14 protein-coding genes are annotated in these 17,426 nt (G+C 46.8%); all 14 read left to right on the top strand.

Going from position 1 to position 17,426, the window contains the following annotated elements; translation table 11 throughout:
* The first annotated feature begins 53 nt into the window (after nucleotides 1–53).
* The 14 genes from EDD78_RS01085 (at nucleotide 54) to mobP3 (ending at nucleotide 17,396) form a co-directional block, all read left to right on the top strand.
* Nucleotides 54–2,321, top strand: a complete 2,268-nt coding sequence (locus tag EDD78_RS01085; RefSeq protein ID WP_165873054.1) for a phosphoadenosine phosphosulfate reductase domain-containing protein — start codon at nucleotides 54–56, stop codon at nucleotides 2,319–2,321.
* A 13-nt stretch (nucleotides 2,322–2,334) separates the two neighbouring features.
* Nucleotides 2,335–6,540, top strand: coding sequence for a hypothetical protein (locus EDD78_RS01080; RefSeq protein WP_132083551.1), 4,206 nt, complete (start codon nucleotides 2,335–2,337; stop codon nucleotides 6,538–6,540).
* A gap of 11 nt (nucleotides 6,541–6,551) precedes the next feature.
* Nucleotides 6,552–8,882: a BREX-4 system phosphatase PglZ gene (gene pglZ / locus EDD78_RS01075; protein WP_132083549.1), complete on the top strand. Its 2,331-nt coding sequence runs from the start codon at nucleotides 6,552–6,554 to the stop codon at nucleotides 8,880–8,882.
* A gap of 12 nt (nucleotides 8,883–8,894) precedes the next feature.
* Nucleotides 8,895–10,346 (top strand): BREX system Lon protease-like protein BrxL, encoded by a 1,452-nt coding sequence (brxL, locus tag EDD78_RS01070; RefSeq protein ID WP_132083546.1) that lies wholly within the window; start codon nucleotides 8,895–8,897, stop codon nucleotides 10,344–10,346.
* Entirely contained in the window at nucleotides 10,336–10,533 is a 198-nt protein-coding gene (locus tag EDD78_RS01065) for a hypothetical protein (protein ID WP_132083544.1), read from the top strand. The genes brxL and EDD78_RS01065 overlap by 11 nt, the downstream gene beginning before the upstream one ends.
* 9 nt (nucleotides 10,534–10,542) lie before the next feature.
* Nucleotides 10,543–11,685 carry a cysteine desulfurase family protein gene (locus EDD78_RS01060; protein WP_286170654.1) on the top strand — a complete coding sequence of 381 codons (1,143 nt, stop codon included), beginning with the start codon at nucleotides 10,543–10,545 and terminating at the stop codon, nucleotides 11,683–11,685.
* A gap of 282 nt (nucleotides 11,686–11,967) precedes the next feature.
* Nucleotides 11,968–12,150 (top strand): hypothetical protein, encoded by a 183-nt coding sequence (locus tag EDD78_RS01055; RefSeq protein WP_132083540.1) that lies wholly within the window; start codon nucleotides 11,968–11,970, stop codon nucleotides 12,148–12,150.
* 114 nt (nucleotides 12,151–12,264) lie between these two features.
* Nucleotides 12,265–12,723 (top strand): hypothetical protein, encoded by a 459-nt coding sequence (locus EDD78_RS13860; protein ID WP_165873039.1) that lies wholly within the window; start codon nucleotides 12,265–12,267, stop codon nucleotides 12,721–12,723.
* 22 nt (nucleotides 12,724–12,745) lie between these two features.
* On the top strand, nucleotides 12,746–12,940 hold the full coding sequence (locus EDD78_RS14135) for a rhodanese-like domain-containing protein (protein WP_286170652.1): 195 nt from the start codon (nucleotides 12,746–12,748) through the stop codon (nucleotides 12,938–12,940).
* A 140-nt stretch (nucleotides 12,941–13,080) separates the two neighbouring features.
* On the top strand, nucleotides 13,081–13,782 hold the full coding sequence (locus EDD78_RS01045) for a hypothetical protein (RefSeq protein WP_132083538.1): 702 nt from the start codon (nucleotides 13,081–13,083) through the stop codon (nucleotides 13,780–13,782).
* Between the two features lie 307 nt (nucleotides 13,783–14,089).
* On the top strand, nucleotides 14,090–14,530 hold the full coding sequence (locus EDD78_RS01040; RefSeq protein WP_132083537.1) for a helix-turn-helix domain-containing protein: 441 nt from the start codon (nucleotides 14,090–14,092) through the stop codon (nucleotides 14,528–14,530).
* Complete coding sequence (locus tag EDD78_RS01035) at nucleotides 14,524–14,886, top strand: hypothetical protein (RefSeq protein ID WP_132083535.1); 363 nt, start codon at nucleotides 14,524–14,526, stop codon at nucleotides 14,884–14,886. Before EDD78_RS01040 ends, EDD78_RS01035 begins: the two co-directional genes overlap by 7 nt.
* Nucleotides 14,887–15,213: 327 nt before the next feature.
* The gene (locus tag EDD78_RS01030; protein WP_132083533.1) at nucleotides 15,214–15,624 is read left to right on the top strand and encodes a hypothetical protein; all 411 of its coding nucleotides are present in this window, start codon (nucleotides 15,214–15,216) and stop codon (nucleotides 15,622–15,624) included.
* A complete protein-coding gene (gene mobP3 / locus EDD78_RS01025) occupies nucleotides 15,621–17,396 on the top strand; it encodes a MobP3 family relaxase (RefSeq protein WP_132083531.1) in 1,776 nt (591 codons plus the stop codon). Before EDD78_RS01030 ends, mobP3 begins: the two co-directional genes overlap by 4 nt.
* The last annotated feature ends 30 nt before the right edge of the window (nucleotides 17,397–17,426 follow it).

Genomic DNA, 17,426 nt, shown 5'->3' with positions numbered 1-17,426 from the left:
GTGGATTGCTGCTAAACAGTTCCCCACTTTCCTTTAGCAAGGAACCCCGTCCGGTGTATTATAAAGAACTGGATATTCTGGGATTTGACCGGTATTGGAATTATGCAAAGAATGACTCTTACCCATATATGTGGGCGGAGGCCAACAATTATTTCTACCGGGGCCGGCAGGTTGCCAAGACAAAAGGCGGGAGTCTTTACACGGCACCCGAAATCGTCATTTTGGATGACCCAGAACCAAATGGACAACCTCTCCGCTTTGTTGACATCCCTGCAATGGTTGAAAAGAACCGGGATCTGTTGGAGAAACTGGCCGCAGAAACAATTAAAAAAATATACAACACTTATGTAGACTACATGGATCGAGTCGATGTCTTCTATGTGGCGTTCAGTGGTGGTAAGGATAGTGTAGTAGCCCTCGATCTGGTGCAGCGGGCTTTGCCGCACAATAAGTTTGAAGTTCTCTTTGGCGACACCGATATGGAGTTTCCCACAACTAAAAGCCTTGTTACTCAAATTGAGAGCTTCTGCCAAGAGCGAGACATCGCTTTCTTCACTGCCAAGGCCACTATGTCGGCTTCGGATTCGTGGGATTTATTCGGCCCGCCAGCCCGCCGTTTAAGATGGTGCTGCACTGTGCATAAGACTGCTCCAGTCATAAATAAACTGTGCGAAATTCATAATATCAACCGGATTCATTCCATGATGATAACTGGTGTTCGTGGAGACGAGAGTGCATCCCGTGCAGAATATGATGAATTAAGCTTAGGAAAGAAAATGCCAGGACAGCATAGTTTTCATCCTCTGCTTGAATGGTCGTCCGCAGAAGTATTTCTCTATATCTATTCGCAAGAACTGCCATTGAATACGGCCTATAAATATGGTTTCAATCGTGTCGGATGCATCATGTGTCCGAATTCATCCGAAAAGCATGAGTACATTAAGAAGCAATGCTTCCCAGAGACGGTTGATTTCTTTTGCAATAAGATTATTGAAAACAGTCAAAAAGACTTATCCGGAGATAATGCAGCTCGTTTTCTTGAAAGTGGCGGATGGAAAACTCGGTTAAGTGGTAGAGAACTTAAATTTTCTCAGGAAGAGTTGTTTGAATTTGATGAAGAAAAAGGCCTTTTAAAGTTTACCGCTAAAAACCTCAGACCTGAATGGAAAATATGGTATAAGACTTTAGGAGACATCCATGAGTGTTCCGAAAGCGAATATCATCTTGAATACGATGGCGTTGTTCGGAAGTGCGTTTTGCATACCAATGGCGATAAAACTATCTTTGAAATCGAGACATCAGGAAGATCAAAGAACTCGATAGAGTTTGTTTATTACTTCAAAAGTATCCTTGCGAAAACACAGTATTGTATCCAATGCATGACTTGTGTTGCAGAGTGCCCAAGCAGGAATATTCAAATGAAGGACGGAGAACTAACCATTTTAGACACCTGTGTACGCTGTCGTGCTTGCTTGAAAATCTTAAGTGGTTGCCTTTATTATAATTCAGTGAAAGGAAGTAAAGCTATGAAGTCGTTAAAAGGAATCAATCGCTATTTGAGCGTTGGCGTCGATGCAATGTGGATTAAGGAATTTTTGAAAGACCAGTCATTTGAACCCGGAAATCGCAAAACAGATGTTATGTTTGGCATGATGAACGATGCGGGTATGACTGCCAGCAAAAAATTGACTGCTTTTGGAATGTTTATTCAGAACCAAGATATGGAAGCGGCATATACATGGGCGCTTATTCTGTGCAATCTTGCTTATACTCCCGCTTTTGGATGGTATATCCGAAACATTCCTTTTTCCCACAGATACATTGAATCGAATCTGCTGCTTGATATGGGAGAAGATAGCAGCAAGAAAGATGGCGGTAAAAAGGCCAGAGGAGAATTCTGGAATGGCTTCAAAACAATATTGGATACAAACGGAGCATTCAAAGAAATTGGTTTTGGTATCCCTGAAATCGAATCCAAGGAAAACAAAAACGGAGAAATTAAAAAAAGCATGATTTCTATCATGAGAATGCCCTGGCAAAATCCGAATCCGCTTGTCATCCTTTACAGCTTATACAAATTTGCCGAGGCTTGTGGCGATTATTACCAATTTACCCTGTCCCGGCTCTTGAATCACGATATTGATAGTGACGGTATCAGCCCTACTGAGATTTTTGGGCTGGATCGCAATCAGATGGAAAAGATTCTTAACGGCCTGACTATCAACTATCCAGACTTTATCAATGCCAGCTTTACACTTGATCTGGATAACATCACACTCAACAGCGAAAAGACATCCCAGGATGTGCTGAGTCTGTTCTAAGGAGGAAGAAGCAATGCCGATGTTGGAAAAATACCGTCATTATTTCGATATTGACCCAGATTATTTTCCTGCCGTAAATGAAGCGGTCATTACGAAGAATCCAGAAGTGTGGAAAAAATTCTTCCCCCACGAGACCTTTGTGAAACTTCTGAAGAATACAATCAGTGTCCTTGAGCGTAAGCAGAAACTCTGCCTGTGGGTGGAGGGAGCCTACGGTACAGGCAAATCTCACGCTGTCCATACTCTCAAGAAGTTACTGGACTCCAGTGAGGAAGAAACTCGTGAATACTTCCAAAGGCACAAGTTGGATAATGATCTATGCAACCGCTTCCAGGCTGTGAAATCCAGTGGTCGCATTTTAACCGTGCATCGCTACGGCTCTGCCACTATTCGCAGCGACCACAACCTTGTTTTTGCTGTCCAGGAGAGTATAGAAAAGGCACTTGTCGATGCCGGAATTGAAAACAAGGGTGGGAACGCGCTAAAAGAGGCCACTATCGCTTGGCTTTCTGACAAGGACAACAAAAATTATTTTAATGGCTTGATTACGGGTACATACTCTAACCTGTTTGGTGGAGATGACGCCGATACCGTAATTGAAAAGTTGCGCACATTTTCTGGCGATGCGCTGGCAAAGGTTATGGACAATATCTTTAAGGTGGCCGATGAGCGTCAGGTAAAAGCTCTCTCGTTGAGTGTAACCGATTTGAGCAACTGGATTCGTGAAGTGATTCAGGCAAACAGCTTGAAAGCTATTGTCTTTATGTGGGATGAGTTTACTGAATACTTTTACAACAATGCTCGCAATCTCACCGGATTCCAGGAGCTTTGCGAAATCAGCGAAACCGATCCTTTCTATTTCCTACTGGTTACCCATGTTACCCAAGGTTTGTTCCATGAGCGTGACCAAGATTTCATTAAGCTGAACGGACGCTTTGTTAGTCCGCATAGCTTAATCAGTCTGCCCGAAAATATCGCATTCCAGCTCATGGGCGCAGCTATGGAGAAAAACCCGGATGAAGCCGTACTCGAAGATTGGGAGCTTGCTCTCGGAGACCTTACCGCCAGAACACAGGAATCCCGCAAGCTGGTGAAGTCGGTAGCCCGCATTACCGACAAAGAGATGGTGGATATCCTCCCGATACACCCCTATGCTGCCCTGCTCTTGAAACATATTTCCTCTGCGTTTGATTCCAACCAGCGCAGTATGTTTGACTTTATCAAGAATGACCGTGGCGATGAAATCAAGGGCTTCCAATGGTTTATTGACAATTTCGGGCCGGAGGATGATAACCCGCTACTCTCTGTTGATATGCTTTGGGAATTCTTCTATGACAAAGGCAAGGAATATCTGGCACATGATATTCGCTCCATTCTCGACTACTATAACCGTGCCGGAAATCAGCGACTTGATTCTGACCAAAAACGAGTTTTGAAAACGGTTCTTCTGTTGCAGGCAATTTCCCAATACGCCGGCGACTCTGTTGAACTGTTTATTCCCAATGAAAAAAATCTCGACAATGCGTTTGAAGGGACCGATATGGAAGGCTCTGCAGCGAGATGTGCTGAGCAGCTTGTTCGAGAGAAAGTGCTGTTCTCCAAGTCCCTCGGCGGTGGAAAATCGCAGTATGCAGCCTACAACCATGAGGATGAAATTGATGTAACGCCTTTTGAAAAGCAAATTGACCAAAAAAGCACTTCTGCTTTTATTACGGAGGAACTCGCTGATAGGACTCGAATCGTTGACGCTATTACCCTTGGAGGTGCCCTGAAGCTTCGCTATGAGCTGCGCTTTGTTTCTGCTTCCGACTTCGATTCTACGATCAAGCAACTTCGCAACACGGAAGAAAAGTATGAAAACAAAATTGTTGCCGTAGTGTGTTTTGCAAAAGATGATGCCGAAAGCGTTGTCCTGGGTAAGAAAATCCATGATGCCCTTTCTACTGGAACCTACAACATGATTTTCATTGATGCCAGCCGAACCCCGTTCGGAGCGGATGGCTATGGCGTTTACCGTCACGATATGGCACTGTCTATGTCCCAGCAGGGCAAGGATAATACATTGGCAACTCAATACGCCAACAATGCGAAGGATTCTTTGAAAAAATGGAAAACCCGCATTGTTGCTGGTGAGTTTATGGTTCACACCGCCGATAAGCCGGATGGTGAGCGGGCCACTACGCTTGACGCTCTGTATGGGCTTCTCGCAGAAATCAACAAGAAAAAATTTGTGTCCTGTCTTGAGGGTTCTTACAATGTAATCGCCAATATGTATACACCAAGCAACCTGAAGCAAGGTGTTGAGTGTGCTTTCAACGAGAAAACTGCCGGAACTTTCCAGTCTGGCAATCCTACCACAAAGTTGGAAATCGCTCTTGATGGTGCATGGAAGGTGCCTGAATACTGGATTTCCAACCCTCATCTTTTGATTTCCAAAATCAAGTTGTGCGTTGATGGAATCATAAATGATGGCTTCCAAAACGGCGGTGGCCGTGTATCAATTAAGAAAATTTATGATGTTTTGAAGGCTGCACCCTACGGTTTTATGCCATGTAATCTGTCTGCATTTATTTTGGGCTTTGTACTTAAAGAGTACGCTTCCGGAACATATAGCTGGAGCGATACACTTACCAACGATGTTTTGAATGTCAACAAGCTCAAGGAAATGATTGATGAGGTCATTCGTCTCGAAATTACACCAAATCCTCGTTACAAGGACAAGTATATTGTTGCGATTACCCCGGCAGAGAAGGCTTTCAATGAAATTACTTCTGTAGCATTTGGTATTCCGCTCAATATGTGTACCTCTGTTCCGAACACAAGAGAACGCATCCGCAGTAAGATGAAGGAGTTCTCGTTCCCGATTTGGACCTTGAAGTACATTCTTGAGAAAGAGACGCTTCAAACAGAAACCGCTGTGCTGTCTGAAATCATCGATTCTTTCTGCGGGATTGCCAACAGTAATAACATGGGAGCCGGGACGACGGACAGCGATATTGCCACGGCAATCGGAAATCTTGCCCTCACCAATGGAAATGCTGCAAATGATTTGCAAAGCATTTTGACCAAAGAGAAGTGTACCCAAGGCATGGCTGCCTACCTTGAAATTTTTGAAAATGGTACTCTTGTCTCCCTTGCTCAAACGGTCGGCGATGGAGGTCAATACATCAATGTCCTTCGCAAAAAGTTTGATGCAGATGCAGCAAACTGGGTGTGGAATGTCGAAACCGCACAACAGAAAATCCGTGAGGTTATTCTGGAGTATCAAATTATTGTAGAAAGCAATAAGATTATCTCTAAAAGCATCTCTTATGATGCGACCATACGGGAATGGTGTGACAAGTGTGGATATATTCGCATCTCCTATGCGGCTGCAAAAAACTATCTCGATGAGTTGGGGTCATTCCTTGGGATGCTCTATACCCTGAAAAAAGCCGGGACTCTGTTGGATTCCCAGAAGCAAACCTTCTTGGAACTCGTTCAGACTAATGAAAGCACATTCCGCAATTTCTATAATAACCAGGTTGATTTGTTTAAGCGTGTATGCGGATACTATCTTGATGATCTGTCGGACGATGAAATTAAGGAAGTATTTGCCACAATGCCTGCCGGCTCGTTCACCTACGAAAAAGCGGACTATTTGAACCAGGTCGAGGCCAAAGTTGCCGCCTACAAAGAGGGACAGAAGAATACGCAGTTAAAGAAGCTGTGGAGAGAGAAAACCCGAACAGAGTCTCCCCGGGATTGGTCGAAAAAACATAAGATGCCCATTTTGTGTCTTGTTCCAGACAGCGAGGTAGCGAAAGCAAAAGCCGCATTCGGCGCTGTCAATCGTCCAAAGGCTGATGAGCAGTCAATTGACCGTGCAATGGAGTACTTTGATTCTGCAAAATTCTTTGATTTGCTGGATGATGCCGCAGCTTTGGATAAAGCGTTCCAGGGCAGCATTATTGGAAGTTATTCTGTCATGCTGACGGATATTCAGGAAGTGAAAGATTATCTTGACTCTCACATCACAGCAGAGCCGTTTGATTGGTTTGGCCTTCCTGAGATTGAAAAGAAGCTTCGTCAGATGGCGGAAGCAAAATACAATCAGGGCGGTTGTGACCGTGCCCTTGCCAAGATTGATGAAATGGATATTGCTGATGTGAAGAAGTATCTAAAGGACCTCATTCGGGATAACATGGTTGTTGGCATGGAGATCATCAAAGGGAATTAAGGAGGTGCAAAATGACCATTCAGGAAGTCATTAAAAAAATTGACCGTTATCTGAAGAAGGATAATGTCGAACCTCTTATTGTCGATGTTCAAAACAAGGTGGATTTGGACGCTATCATACTCCATTACAAATTGCCACAGAATGTCTTTTTGTGTGCTTCCGACACGGAGTTTTGTAAAGCAGACGAATTTCCTATAATCTCAAATATTCTTGAGCGTCTTGCCAATGAAAACAACAGTTTTTTCATCAGTGAAGTTTCGAGTTTCTTCATGTTGAAAGGCGAAAAGGCATTGGTGCAAGAATTAAAAGAACTTCTATCCATGAGTATTGCAGGTCATGCGGTTATTCTCACTTTTCAGTGCGCTGAATACCTGCGTATCCTTATCAATAATGACCGGCGTCTTGACGGAAAAGTTTGTATTTTGGGTGGCGAAAAATCTGTTCGGCCAAGACTTGTTTTTACTGAAGAAGGCATCAAACTTACGGATAAAAGTGCAACGGTAAAAGGGCTTCGAGGCATAGCAAAGGCAGTGGAATCAACTACTGCAGAAGTGCTATACATCGAAACCCACAAAAGCAAAGACAGTTATCCATTTTCTCTCTATACAATCTCAGACCTGAAGAATCCTTATGAGGTTTTGTGCCACCTGGATGGAATGACAGCTGGATTGGCAGAAGGTTATGGCAGCAAAGAAGAGTGGCAGTATGCCCTGACAGAATTTCAAGTACACCCTTCGTGGCAACAACTCATTTCTGCAAAAATAGGGAGTATTTACAATCTGGATATTGTTATCTCCACCTACCAGCAGAAGAGTGCAGACAAAAAGTGGCTTTGGTTGTACTTTATTGGGCTTAAACTGTTCCATGCGGGCAACGATTCGTACTTAAACAAGGTAGTAGAGGCAGCTTCTTCCCCTGTGGGGCTCGTACACAATTTGTATCGCACTATTTTAGAAGTCGAGCCAACAGATAGTATATTTGCGTCCATATACGATCGCAGAAAAGCACATTTGAATGCCATTGGCAACCCACTCGATGAAGTTAATAATTTCTGTAAGATTGTCCAAAGCAAGGGAAAGTATGCGCTCTACTATCTAACAGACAATACCATTCAGGAAAAAGAGCTTATTTTCAAGTTGCTGGATAGGTACAGTGAAGACTTTGAAAGAGCTGAACTTTTTAGTATATTGGGGCACGTCTATCCTGACCTTCGAGCTTACCTGACACCATACCGTTTCAAAAACGAATTGCTTGATAACTATTTCCAAGAGTATAAATATCAAAAGGTTGTCAACAAGATTTTTCCGAACTTTATGGAGGTCGTTGAAAAGCAGGCAGTCGATAGAGATTATAATATCATTCTTCAGCCCCGGAGTTCTGTAATTGAAGGAATTGATGTAACAAATGCTCAGACCTATTTCACTGATGCAATGGGTGTTGAATATCTTGGTTACATTCTGTCCAGATGTCACACCCTTGAATTGATGGCGAAAGTTACAGTGTGCAGATGTGAACTTCCCTCCATTACGAGCCGGAATAAAGAATTTTGGGATGTGTTATCCACAGAACAGTTCCCGATTATTACTGTTGATAAAATAGATAAAATCAAGCATCACGGTGAAGAAGGATATGATTATAGTCGTGAGGATAGAAAGCTCCCCATTCATTTGATTCGTGAACTGGAGCTGATTGATGAACTTCTAAAGAAAATCAAAACAAACCTCACAAACGGAGACTACCAAAAGGCCATCTTAATTGCAGACCATGGTTCCAGTAGACTTGCAGTCATTCATGAGACTGAAAATCTGTGGGAAATGGAATCAAACGGAAAGCACTCTGGAAGATGCTGCCCTAAAAGCGAGGTTGATGAAAGACCAGCTAGTGCTACTGATGCGGAAGATTTCTGGGCACTTGCTAATTATGACCGCTTCAAAGGAAGCCGGAAAGCCAATGTTGAGGCTCATGGTGGAGCAACATTGGAGGAAATTGCTGTTCCAATTATTGAGATTTCGTATCTTAACACCGCTATTGAAGTGAAAATAATGCCGATTGATTCTACGGCGCTGTTTATTGGTATCCCCGAAATCACTGTCAGCTTCCGCAAGAGAGCTGCAATTAAAGTATTCTCTACTGAAAAGTTAGTAGATGTCAGTGTTGTAATAGATGGTCATGTCTATGAAGCAAAGCCAATTGATGATAATTTCTATGTTGTAGAAGAGATGACCGAAATCCGCCGTGCCAAAACATACAGCGTAGATGTACTTGCTGGTGGAATGCCTGTGGCCACTGCCCTGCCTCTAAAAGTAAAGAAGGAAAGCGGCAGCGAAAAGAACATTCTGTAAGGAGGGATACTCGTGACAGAAAAACTTAGAGATTGTTTCGATGAAATGGTTGTCTACAAGGATTTGAAGAAAAGCAACTTCTTTTCTGCGTTGGGTTTGCCATCGTTTTTGAGAGACTGGCTGCTTAAAAAGTTTGCAGATGATGAAGGGAATCTGGATATAGACGAGCTCACGGATTTCATCCACACCTATCTTCCAAATAAAGAAGAATGGATCAGGATTAAAGATAGAATCATTAACGACAATGAGCGTGTCAAAATTCTCACGAAAATTTCTGTGGATATTAGCATCAAAACAGGAGAAATAACATTTTCGTTGCCTGACTTTGGGTTAACAAACAAGGAAACCATGATTGATGTGTCCGTATGGGACCAATACCGTGGAGAACTGGTCAGCGGACAGGAGGTTTGGGGTGTAGTCGAACTTGGCTATCGTCCTCCTGATGACACTGTGAAGCCTAAAATTCCAGGGAAAATTCGTCTTACGGGGTTTACAAATTTCTGCCCTTATACCATCGATCTTGATTACTATAAGGATGTGCGAAATGAATTTACAACTTCCGAATGGATAGATGTACTGTTGGGGGCAATTGACTACAATGCCGGTGGATACGAAAGTGAAGAACAAAAACTTTCGATGCTAACTCGCATTCTGCCTTTTGTAGAAAAGCGTCTTAATCTAATTGAGCTGGCTCCGAAAGGAACTGGTAAGTCCTATGTATTTGGTCATGTGAGTAAATATGGTCTTTTAACAGATGGCGGAAAGGTAACTCGGGCAAAAATGTTTTATGATACCGCTCGGAAGACTCCTGGCTTTGTCACCGGACATGACTTTATTGCAATCGATGAGGTAAAGTTGGTACAGTTCGGCGATGTAAATGAAATGCGATCCATTATGCAGGGATATATGGAGTATGGACAGTTTAACATTGGCGGTTACGAGGGGAAATCTGATGCGGGCATCATCTTCCTGGGTAACATCGCACAGAATAATATGGATGAGTGGCAGAATATGTTCTCCGAGCTGCCCTCACTATTTCAAGAAAGTGCATTGGTAGACCGAATCCATGGTTTCATCAAGGGTTGGGATATACCGAGAATGAATGATGATTTGAAACTGTCCGGCTGGGCGTTGAATTCAGAATACTTCTGCACCATTTTGCACGAGCTTCGCAATGATGTCAGCTACAGAGCTATCGTAGATCAAATCGTTGATGTTCCAGATAGGGCAGACACTCGTGACACAGAAGCCGTAAAGCGGATTGCTACAGCATATCTGAAGCTTTTGTTCCCGAATGTGCGTAGCGCACAGGATATTAACCCCAAGAGATTCCAACAGTATTGCCTCCGGCCTGCTGTTCGTATGCGGAAAATCATTAAACGGCAACTTGGGATTCTTGATGTAGAGTTCAAGGGTAAGGATGTGCCTTCCTTCTCGCTGAAGGAGATTTCATATGAGAACTGATTGCATTATTTGTGGACAAAGGGACCTCAGCAAAAATACCGTTGGCATCAACAAAAAACTTTTGGGTGAAGATATAGAGAATTTCTACTGTATGGATTGCCTTGCTGAGTATCTGGGATGTACTGTCGAGGAGCTCCTTGAGAAAATTGAGGAGTTCAAAGAAGAAGGATGTAAATTGTTTGAGTGAGGTGGGATTGTGAAGCGATTCATTTATGCTGACAATGCAGCTACAACACAATTGGATATGGATGCTTTTGAGGCAATGAAGCCATATCTTTTAGGAGAGTATGGTAATGCTTCACAACCTTACTCATTTGCGAGAACGGCGAAAAAAGCACTAAAGAACTCGAGAGAAACAATTGCTCAATGTATCGGCGCTGAACCCGAAGAAATATTTTTCACCTCGGGTGGTACAGAGAGCAACAACTGGGCCATAAAAGGAACCGCATTTTCGGGCTCTACCAAACACGCTTTCATAACTTCAGTCATTGAACATCACGCAATTCTGCGTCCGTGTACTGATATAGAAAGTATGGGGTATCCTGTATCCTATCTCCCTGTTGATTGTACTGGCACAGTGAATGTCGGAACTCTGTCAGAATATATCAATTCTGACACTCGATTGGTGTCCATCATGACAGCAAACAACGAGATTGGCTCTATTCAGGATATTTCTGCTTTAGCCACTGTTGCACATTCCTATGGTGCCATATTTCATACAGACGCTGTTCAGGCAGTTGGGCATATTGAAATAGATGTGAATTTGCTTGGTGTAGATATGCTTTCCGCTTCTGCTCATAAGTTTAATGGCCCAAAAGGGATAGGTTTCCTGTATGTTCGAAAAGGGACGCCATTGATGCCATACGCAAGCGGAGGTGGCCAGGAACACCACATGAGAGCCGGAACGGAGAATGTTGCATCTATAGTTGGTATGGCCACTGCACTAAAAAAGAATGTGGCTGCAATGAAAGATATAGCGTCACATTTAGCTTTGCTGGAAAACAGATTGCTTGTAGGGTTATCTAATGCAAATATACGATTCTCCCGAAATGGGAGCGAGGCACATATCCCCGGAAATCTAAGCCTTTCGTTCCCTGGCTATAGCGGTGAAGCCCTTTTGCATAGATTAGATTTAATGGGAATTTGTGTTTCTACCGGCTCTGCCTGTAATAGCCAAGAAACTCAGATATCTCATGTATTACAGGCTATTGGACTGAATGAGGAGAAGGCAAAAGGAACAATAAGGTTGTCGTTTGGAAAAAATAATTCCGAGAATGATATTGATGTAATCATTGATGTGCTGCGAAAAATATTGGAAAACTCAGTTACCAGATTCTAAAGTTGAAGAAAAGTTCACCTCCTTTTATGTAAAAAAGTTCGTTGTATTCATCTTTGCATAATGAGATTTAATTATGTGAATACAGCAAAAGAAATAGTTCGGAATGAAATCTTCAAGAACTAAAAGTATACCAGAGAAATAATAAGATTCTGTAGTTCGGAAACAGCTGACCTGGGAGGAAAAGCAGGAGATCGAGCGGATCTGCGATGAAAAATTGGAGAAGTACTATGGACGCTTAAATTGATGACCCAAGAACATGGAGCTATGAGGAATCACGCAGCTATGGAATATACAGAATTTCAGGGCAAGGACCAATATGCTCAGAAAGCAACTGCATTGTTTGCCGACTGGAAGCGGCAACACGGCCATATTTCCGAAAGCAGCGAGTACAGCACGGTCCCGATTGAGATTAACCACCGCTCAAATATATTCATTCGCGATGGAGTTATCTGCCCGGAGCAGTGATTTTCCCCGTCACAAAAAGTCCGCCCGCTTTTTCTACTGAAGGAGGCATATGGTGGTGACAAGGACTGGGATCTGGTACAAGATTATCTGATGAGCCGGGAGAAAATCACAAAGATGTGGAGCCGCATCTCACATTGGACTTGCGGATTAACGGCTACTACGGCAGATTGCATTGCGTCCTATATTCCAGACTTGCCAGTCGACAGCTTTGGAAACATATATTTGCGCCAGGCTGCAGCAGTCAACATCCGAAAAAGCGGTGGTGGGAAAAACTCATCCATGGATGTGATCCGCAGCTATGCAGCCTTTGATGCAAAGCGGCTTTTGGAGCAACTGCAACTTTATAATCCTACGGTGATCGTTTGCTGCTATACGGGTTCGGCTCTGGATATCATATGGAAAGAGGCAAACGGTAGTGTTGTGCGGACTCCGCACAACGAAAATCTCTACTATACCATTCGCCTGAACCATCGGCGGCGGTGCCTATCAGCAGATCACCCAGGAAGAGGCCAAAGAGATGATGGATATCCAGTAGGTTATCATCCTGGATGTACTGGAGCAGGACGAGTATGACAGTAGCCACATCCCCGGCGCCGTGCTGCTGCCGGTGGGCGCCATTAATCAGGATACCGCTGCCGAGGTGATCCCCGAGAAGGATTCCACGGTGCTGGTCTACTGTCGTAGCGGAAACCGCAGCAAAACCGCATCTTCCGCGCTGGCCGAACTGGGATACACCAACATCTACGAATTCGGCGGCATCAACACCTGGCCCTATGAGACGGAACCGTAAGGCCACTGTCCGACTCCAAGGAAAAATCCCGATATAGAAAGACGCCTTAAAAGGCTACACAGAACTCCCGAATAAATCGTATAGAATCTGCGCCGCATAAACAAAGAATACCCGCTGTGGCTTGGAAAGGAGGTCTCCTCATGGCAGACCGAAAAATTCGTGCCGGGTACTACCGCCGGTATGACGGGAAGGTGTTCTATCTGGTCACGACCGCCAAAGATCTGGAAACTGGTGAGGAGACAGTCATCCTGCGGCCATACGTCTACGGGGATGTGGCCCAGTACTATACCATGAGCAGAGAGGCCTTCTCCGGATATGTGGAGGTGGACGGCAAACGGAAGCTCAGATACAGGCGGCTTCTGAACATGATCATCAGCGAAGAGGTCATCGAAAATCTGGAAGAGGATGGCCTGCGGGGGCCGATCCGGAAAGAGAAGCGGGATCGGGACGTGGAGTATAGTTCCAGAGTGTATCAGAATGCCCCCACCTACTATGCGTACGCGAAAGATCTCTGCGAGAACTACCGCTTTGATCTGGGCAAGTACCGTTTTTGTATGAATGAGAATCGGTATGCTGCCATCAGCCGGGAGGATTTTGCCAAGCTGAAGGAAGATCTGATTTTCCTGAACAAGGCACTGAAAACAGTGCTGCGGGACTACAAGGATTATTTCCAGGAGAGATTTGTGCAGGGCCTGTCCATCCGAAAATATGCTGAGGCGCATCAGATAAACCGCGGAAGTGTGGATCATCAGCAGAAAAAATTTTTCAGCGTGCTGGCACAGCTGCTGAAAGAGCGGGACGAAGCGGAAGGAAAATGCCGTCTGCGTCCTCAAAACAATTGAATCTGTTTCCTCAGACCAAGAGCGTTTGCCTACGGGCAGGCGCTCTTATTTTATGTCAAAACTATGTCATACGGCTACAGTGCTTGGATGAGTAGTGAGGGGCTTTTTACGGACAGGTCCCGAAAAGCCCGGATCAGCAATATGAAAACCAGTGGAAAGCGGGAGGTGAGAGTCATGTGCAGGTAAAGATTTCTGCCAGGGAAGGCGGAAGAACAGAAAGGGAGTACCCGATTACTGCCGGACCTTTCCGGCGGCAATGCGGAAAGAAATTGATACATCAAACAGAAAAATTGTCAGGAGGTATTTTATGGGGTTTCAAAAGTGGCCGAAGCGGGAGCCGCTCAAAAACTTTTTTCCAGTTCCCAATGAAATTTTTATTCTGGGGCTGAGCCCTGGGGAGATCGCTGTCTACTGCTACCTGCTGCGTACAGAGGACCGGCAGACCTTCCAGTGCTACCCCAGCTACGAGGCCATCGGCAAAGCGGTGGGGGTGAGCAAGAACACCGTCGCCAAATATGTCCGCAGCCTGGAGGAGAAGGGGCTCATCCGTACCCAGCGCACAAAGGTGCTCAGCCGGGACGGTAAAACCCTCAACGGCAATCTCCTCTTCACCATCTGTCCCATCCAGGCTGCTGTCCAGGCCTTTTATGAGCGGCAGCTGAGGATGGCAGATCTGGAGATGGAGCGGTATCAGGCGCGGCAGCGAATGGATCATCTGCATAAGGAAGAAGGTGAAACGGTATGCTGAAAAATCTGATGGAAGAGGTGATCCGGCAGGACCTGCTGCTGTCGTCCATGCGCGCGGTGGATACCAGGCGGTACATCGTCAGCAGCTGGAACCGTACCCATCAGGAGCCCATCGATGAAAATGCTGTGGCACTTTTCCTCTGCGATGAGAACCAGGGAGGTCTCACCGATGAGCAGAAAGCCTTTGCCAGGGAGCGCCGGGGAGAGATGTCCGCCTGTTATGAGAGGGTGGTGTTCCGAATCCTGCTGTGGGGAGAGATGACCCGCTTGGGGGTAGTGTCCGGGTTGGATGAGTACTGCCGGCTGTTTCTGCCGCAGGGCGGGACCCTTCGACAAAGGGAGAATCGCCCCGCATAACGGCCTGTGAGGGGCTGTGTGCCCTCCTTGGGGGCGGGGCAGAGTCCCTGGTCCCGCCTGGGCTTTCCGGACGGATTTGGGCCAATTCTGGCCAGCAATTCAGGTTGAAGTGGTCGGAAAAACGAGAAGCAGGAGAAAGCCCTGACGCTGTTATGCGTCAGGGCGGGCACAACCTCCCGCGGTGCGGGCGGTTTTCGGGGATCGGGACTGACGCTTTTTCCCTGCTCCAAAGGGAGCCTTGACGCTGATATTGGGAAAAAGCCCCTAAATACGGCTGTTTGGCCGGGATGGGGCGACGCTGTTTTGAGAAAGGAGGAGTTTTGAAAGATGAAAGGAGAGAAGAACCGGCACACCGTCTGGCTGACGGATGCTGCCTGGGAACTGGTGGAGGAGCGGTATCAGAAGGACAACTGCTCCACCAAAAATGAATACATCGAAAAGGCCATCCGATTCTATTCCGGCTATCTGGACGCAGAGAGGGCGGACGAATATCTGCCCCGGGTACTGGCTCAGGTGCTGGAGGGAAAACTGGATGCCTTCGGGAAACGGATCGGCCGCCAGCTGTTCAAACAGGCGGTGGACGAAAACCTGATGGCAAATCTGGTAGCTTTCTATTTCGAGATGGACGAGGATATGCTGCAGAAACTGCGGGTCAAGTGCGTGAAAAATGTGAAGGAAACCAACGGGGAGATTGACTTCCTGGATGCGCTCCGGTATCAGAAGGGGGCGAGAGAATGAAGGGCCTGATTCAAAAGTCCGGCTACATCCAGCCGGGCAGCGGCGGCGAACAGTATGTACGGTACATCGCTACCCGGGATGGTGTGGAGCGGATCGAGCCCGGGGCGGGAAGCGGCTATCTGGAATACATGGCGGAGCGTCCCCGTTCCCATGGATTGTTTTCCGCGGATGGCACCGCGGACCTGGCGGAGATGATGAAAGAGATCAGCAGTCACAACGCTCCGGTGTGGACCTTCATCTACTCGCTGAGACGGGAGGACGCCGTCCGACTGGGATACGATACCGGCGAGAGCTGGCGCAGGCTGCTGCTGGCTCACCAGACAGAACTGGCGGCGGCGATGAAGATCTCACCCGGGGACTTCCGTTGGTGCGCCGCCTTCCATGACGAGAAGCACCACCCCCACATCCACATGATGGTCTGGTCCAGGGACCCGAAGCAGGGGTACCTGACCGGGAAGGGAATCGAGAAGATGCGCTCGGAGCTGTCAGAGGCCATCTTTCAGGACGAGCTGCTCTCCCTCTATCGGGAGAAGGACCTCTCCTATCAGCAGGTGCGGGATACAGCCATGGAGGCCATGAGCCGTCTCATCGGGGAGATGAAAACGGGGCTCTGCGACAGTCCGGTGATTGCGGAGCAGATGGACAGGCTGTCCCAAATGCTGGGGGATACCAAAGGGAAAAAGATCTATGGGTATCTGAAGAAACCGGTGAAGACACAGGTGGACGCCATCGTGGATGAGCTGGCAAAGCTGCCGGAGGTGGTGGCCTGCTATGAGGAGTGGAACCGGCTCCGGGACGAGGTGGAACGGTACTACAAGGATACACCTCGGGAGCACCAGCCCCTCTCCCGGCAGAAGGAGTTCCGTGCCGTCAAGAACTTGGTAATCCGGGAGGCGGAGAATCTGCGGTTGGAGGTGTTCACCTTCGAGGACGAAGACAGGACAGAGGAGATGGACGGGGAACAGGAAGCGGCACTCCGGGAGGAGGACTCCTGGCAGGAGATGTGGGAAGTCTACCGGAACGCCAGGGAAGTCCTGTCACGGTGGGACAGCGCAGAAACCGAAAAAGCAAAACAGGTGCGGGCATTGGAACAGATCTGGGAAGATGGCTTCCCGGCGGCTGCTCACCAGCTTGGAAAGTGCTGGCGGGACGGGCTGGGGGTGTTTCCAGACGATGAACAGGCGGAACTGTGGTTTCGCCGGGGTGCCGAAGCCGGTTATGATTTCTCCCAGTATGCTCTGGGAAGGCTGCTGGAAACGCAGAAGCGGATGGTGGAGGCAGTCACCTGGTACGAAAAAGCGGCAGCTCAGGGGAATCCGGCTGCCGCCTATCGGTTGGGAAAACTGTATCTTCAGGGAGAGCTGGTTTCCAAAGATGTGCCGAAAGCGCTGGGGTACCTGACCGTCTCTGCTAAACAGGGCAGCTCGTTCGCTCAGTACATTCTGGGCAAGCTGTATCTCATGGGAAAAGATGTGGAGCAAGACCGGGAAAAGGCATACCGCTGGTTTGAGATGGCGGCAGAACAGGGAAATCCGTATGCCCGGTTCTTCCTGGAACACGCCGGTGAATCCCAAAGCCCTCACCTTCTGCTGACCGCCACCAGGCTGCTCCATCAGCTGGGGCAGATCTTCCAGGACAACTCGGTACCCCCTGTCCCGCCGGGCAGCCAGCGGACCGACCGGAAGCTGCGCCAGAAAATCCGTCAGAAGAAGATCGCCCTGGGCCAAAAGCCGGACGATCCGGGAGAACAGGGTCCCGCTCAAACTCTGTAAGCAGTGCAGTAAATGAGCCGCATAAACAAA

The sequence above is a fragment of the Harryflintia acetispora genome (assembly GCA_004340125.1).
GTDB classification, from domain to species: Bacteria; Bacillota; Clostridia; order Oscillospirales; family Ruminococcaceae; genus Harryflintia; species Harryflintia acetispora.
The sequence above is the reverse complement of the archived record's forward strand: the minus strand, read 5'-3'. Positions and strand labels throughout refer to the sequence as shown.